Origin of the sequence: Actinobacillus ureae ATCC 25976, assembly GCF_000188255.1 — a bacterium.
Lineage (GTDB): Bacteria > Pseudomonadota > Gammaproteobacteria > Enterobacterales > Pasteurellaceae > Actinobacillus > Actinobacillus ureae.
In genome coordinates this window covers 602,412-605,765 of the sequence record NZ_GL831080.1, presented here as the reverse complement: position 1 = coordinate 605,765, position 3,354 = coordinate 602,412, and the positions used below count along the sequence as shown (strand labels likewise).

The 3,354-nt window shown below is 40.3% G+C and carries 4 protein-coding genes; 2 read left to right on the top strand and 2 right to left on the bottom strand.

What is annotated here, in order from left to right; genetic code table 11:
* Positions 1-77: 77 nt before the first annotated feature.
* Positions 78-965, bottom strand: a complete 888-nt coding sequence (ygfZ, locus tag HMPREF0027_RS03045) for a CAF17-like 4Fe-4S cluster assembly/insertion protein YgfZ (protein ID WP_005622152.1) — start codon at positions 963-965, stop codon at positions 78-80.
* Positions 966-972: 7 nt separating this feature from the next.
* Positions 973-1,836 carry a YicC/YloC family endoribonuclease gene (locus tag HMPREF0027_RS03040; protein ID WP_005622150.1) on the bottom strand — a complete coding sequence of 288 codons (864 nt, stop codon included), beginning with the start codon at positions 1,834-1,836 and terminating at the stop codon, positions 973-975.
* A 158-nt stretch (positions 1,837-1,994) separates the two neighbouring features.
* On the opposite strand from HMPREF0027_RS03040, the gene rraA reads away from it, so the two are divergent.
* Together rraA and rph are read left to right on the top strand one after the other, a co-directional pair.
* Positions 1,995-2,474: a ribonuclease E activity regulator RraA gene (rraA, locus tag HMPREF0027_RS03035; protein WP_244261832.1), complete on the top strand. Its 480-nt coding sequence runs from the start codon at positions 1,995-1,997 to the stop codon at positions 2,472-2,474.
* Positions 2,475-2,545: 71 nt separating this feature from the next.
* Positions 2,546-3,262 carry a ribonuclease PH gene (gene rph / locus HMPREF0027_RS03030; RefSeq protein ID WP_005622146.1) on the top strand — a complete coding sequence of 239 codons (717 nt, stop codon included), beginning with the start codon at positions 2,546-2,548 and terminating at the stop codon, positions 3,260-3,262.
* Positions 3,263-3,354: the final 92 nt, after the last annotated feature.

The following is a 3,354-nucleotide window of genomic DNA, read 5'->3' as shown; positions in this document are numbered from 1 at the left end:
AAATTTAGGGCTAATCTACTACAGCCCCAAATAAAATGTAAAAAAACGGAGAATGAATCTTCATTCTCCGTTTTTTATTATGCGTCTTTAAAGCTATAAGGCAAATCGCAAATCGCTAATGGAATTCCGTTAATTCTAAATGCGCTATCCGCTTCAACATCATTATTCATTACCACTTGCAGCCAAAGTTTATTTTGATATGCCACACGGCTTAAGATTGTACCGGTTGCACGCCAATTTTCACCGAGCTGCATTTCGATCGAGCCACCAATCTCCGGTAAGCTCACTTCGCCTTCAAATTTACCGACTAAAGTAAACATTGCTCGCTTATTCGCACCACGATATTTCGCGCGCGCCACCGTTTCTTGGCCGATATAGCACCCTTTGGTAAAAGAAATCGCATTTTCGACCGCTTGTAAATTGGTTGCCTGCGGAATCAATTCAAATTGATTCGCTTTTAGCAAAATCGGAACCCCGTCTTGAATGTTGATTAAATCCCATAATTGGCTATCAGCGTTAGTTTCTAAAGTTTCACCCCAAACAATCGCACGTTTTTGTCCTTGCGGAATCACTAAAGCGGTCGTATTTTCGCAAAGTTTTGCCAAAATCTCACCGCTTGTTACACCATAAATCGGCGTATCTAATTCAGTGAAAGTAACCTTAGAAAACACCGCATATTTTTTCAATTGGTTAAGCGCTTCCGGTAATAAATCCACATGAATCATAGCGACAAATTTATCTGCCGCTTGACGATATAAGCGGATTAACGCACTCATTTTGCCTTTCGGATCACAATGGCTGGTTAAGGTATGTTCTCCCTCTGCCAGTTTCGCTACATCACAGGTTAATTGTCCTTGAAGATATTTCTCAGCATCTACACCTGCAATTTCAATTAAACGATACTGAGAAAGTTGCACGCAGAGATTTGGGTGACTATTGCTGATTTTGCTACATTCACACGTCATAAAACACCTACTCTAAATTCTGAATTTGCTCACGCATTTGTTCGATTAACACTTTTAATTCAACGGCTAAATTGGTTACGTCCGCATTAATAGATTTTGATGCCAACGTATTGGATTCACGATTTAGCTCCTGCATCATAAAGTCTAATTTACGACCTACCGCTCCACCTTTTTTCAAGACGTTAGTCGTTTCTTTCGCGTGTAATTGTAAGCGGTCTAATTCTTCCGCCACATCAACACGCTGTGCGGTTAATACCATTTCTTGCTCTAAACGTTGCGGATCTAGTTGTAAATTCAGCTCGGCAAAACGTTGTTGTAATTTATCTTTCTGCCATTGCAGAATTTCCGGCATTTGCGCCTGCACTTTGGTTGCGATCTCGGCAATCGTATCTAAACGCTGTTGGATTAATGCCTGTAAATTTGCACCTTCACGACCGCGCATCGCAATAAAGTTCGCTAAAATTTGTTCGAAACCAGCTAACAGGTCTTGCCCGATTTGATCCAAATCTTGTGTTTGAGCATCAACCACCCCCGGATAACGTAAAATATCCACTAAGTTGATCTCGCCCTCGCCGGCAATGCTACGCAAGGTTTGTAACGAGCTGATTACTTTTTCCGCATACTCTTTATTTAATTCCAATTCACTGCTTTGATTATTATTTAATTCGATACGTAAACTACATTCCACTTTTCCGCGTGTTAGTGAGGCACGTAAACGCTCGCGCAAGGTCATTTCTAAATTACGGAATTGCTCCGGCAAACGAAAATAAGTTTCTAAAAAACGTTGATTCACCGAGCGAATTTCCCACACGGCATTACCCCATTCTTTTTTAATTTCTAAATGGGCGAAAGCGGTCATACTGTAAATCATATGTCATCTCCTTGTATATCTATTTACCGTTCTATTGTACTGGGAAATGCTCAATAAAAAAACCTACGAATAAATTCGATTTCTTTGAGCTACATCATAGTGATTATTTTTTATCTTTTACAAACTAAATATGCTTTATTCAAATTAAGGGCATCATGATGAAAAACTTTCAAACTGCTGATTTATGTGACAAATTTCCTGATTTAGCATCATGCGTAACTGATTTTAAACTTTTCGGTTTAAGAAAACGTTTTTATGGGAAAATTCGGACTGTTCGTTGTCATTTAGATAACGTATTGATTCAACAATTAGTTAATATGCCAAGTAATGGCGAGGTATTGGTGATTGATGGACACGGCTCTCGCCTCACAGCATTGATGGGAGATCGCTTAGCACAAACTGCAATGAATAACGGATGGGCAGGCATTATTATTTATGGTGCTATTCGAGATAGTGTGGCAATCAATGAAATGGATTTCGGAATTAAAGCATTAGGTACTAATCCAAAAAAATCAGCCAAAGTAGGCATCGGTGAAGTAGATATTTCGGTATCATTTGGTAATGTGGTCTTTACACCAAATCATTATTTATATAGTGATGAAGACGGTATTATTGTATCTGAAAGCGCATTGCTTTAAGCGATGAAGTAGCTGAAATGAAGATTGAATGTTAGAATAACCAGTATTTTAGTATTCAAAAGGAAGAAATCATGCGCCCAAATAATCGTGAACTGAATCAAGTTCGTCCGGTAAAAATTACTCGTCACTATACTCGTTATGCAGAAGGTTCCGTTTTAGTGGAATTCGGCGAAACCAAAGTTTTATGTAATGCAACCGTGGAAGAAACGGTTCCTCGCTTTTTAAAAGGTCAGCAGCAAGGCTGGGTAACCGCCGAATACGGTATGTTGCCACGTTCAACCCACAGCCGTATGCAACGTGAAGCGGCAAAAGGCAAACAAGGCGGCAGAACAATGGAAATTCAACGCCTTATCGCGCGCTCATTACGTGCAGTGGTAGATTTAAAAGCACTTGGCGAACGTACGATTACGGTTGATTGCGATGTGATTCAAGCGGACGGCGGCACTCGTACGGCGGCAATTACCGGTGCGTGTGTAGCTTTACACGATGCGATGAGCAAATTAGTCGCTGACAGCGTACTGAAAGAAAATCCGATGAAAGGTTTAGTAGCAGCAATTTCTGTCGGTATCGTGGACGGTAATGCGGTATGTGATTTGGAATATGTTGAAGATTCAAATGCCGAAACGGATATGAATGTCGTGATGGTTGAAGACGGCAGATTAGTTGAAGTACAAGGTACCGCTGAAGGTGAGCCGTTCTCACATATGGAATTATTACAATTACTCGACCTCGCTCATCAAGGAATCAATCAATTGTTAGATGCTCAACGTAAAGCGTTAGGCCTATAAACTAAACGGCACAAGTAAATGCTTGTGCCGTTTTTGTTGGCATAGTAGACAAAAAGGTTGGTGTTTTGCAAAACTATGCCTCTATTGGACAA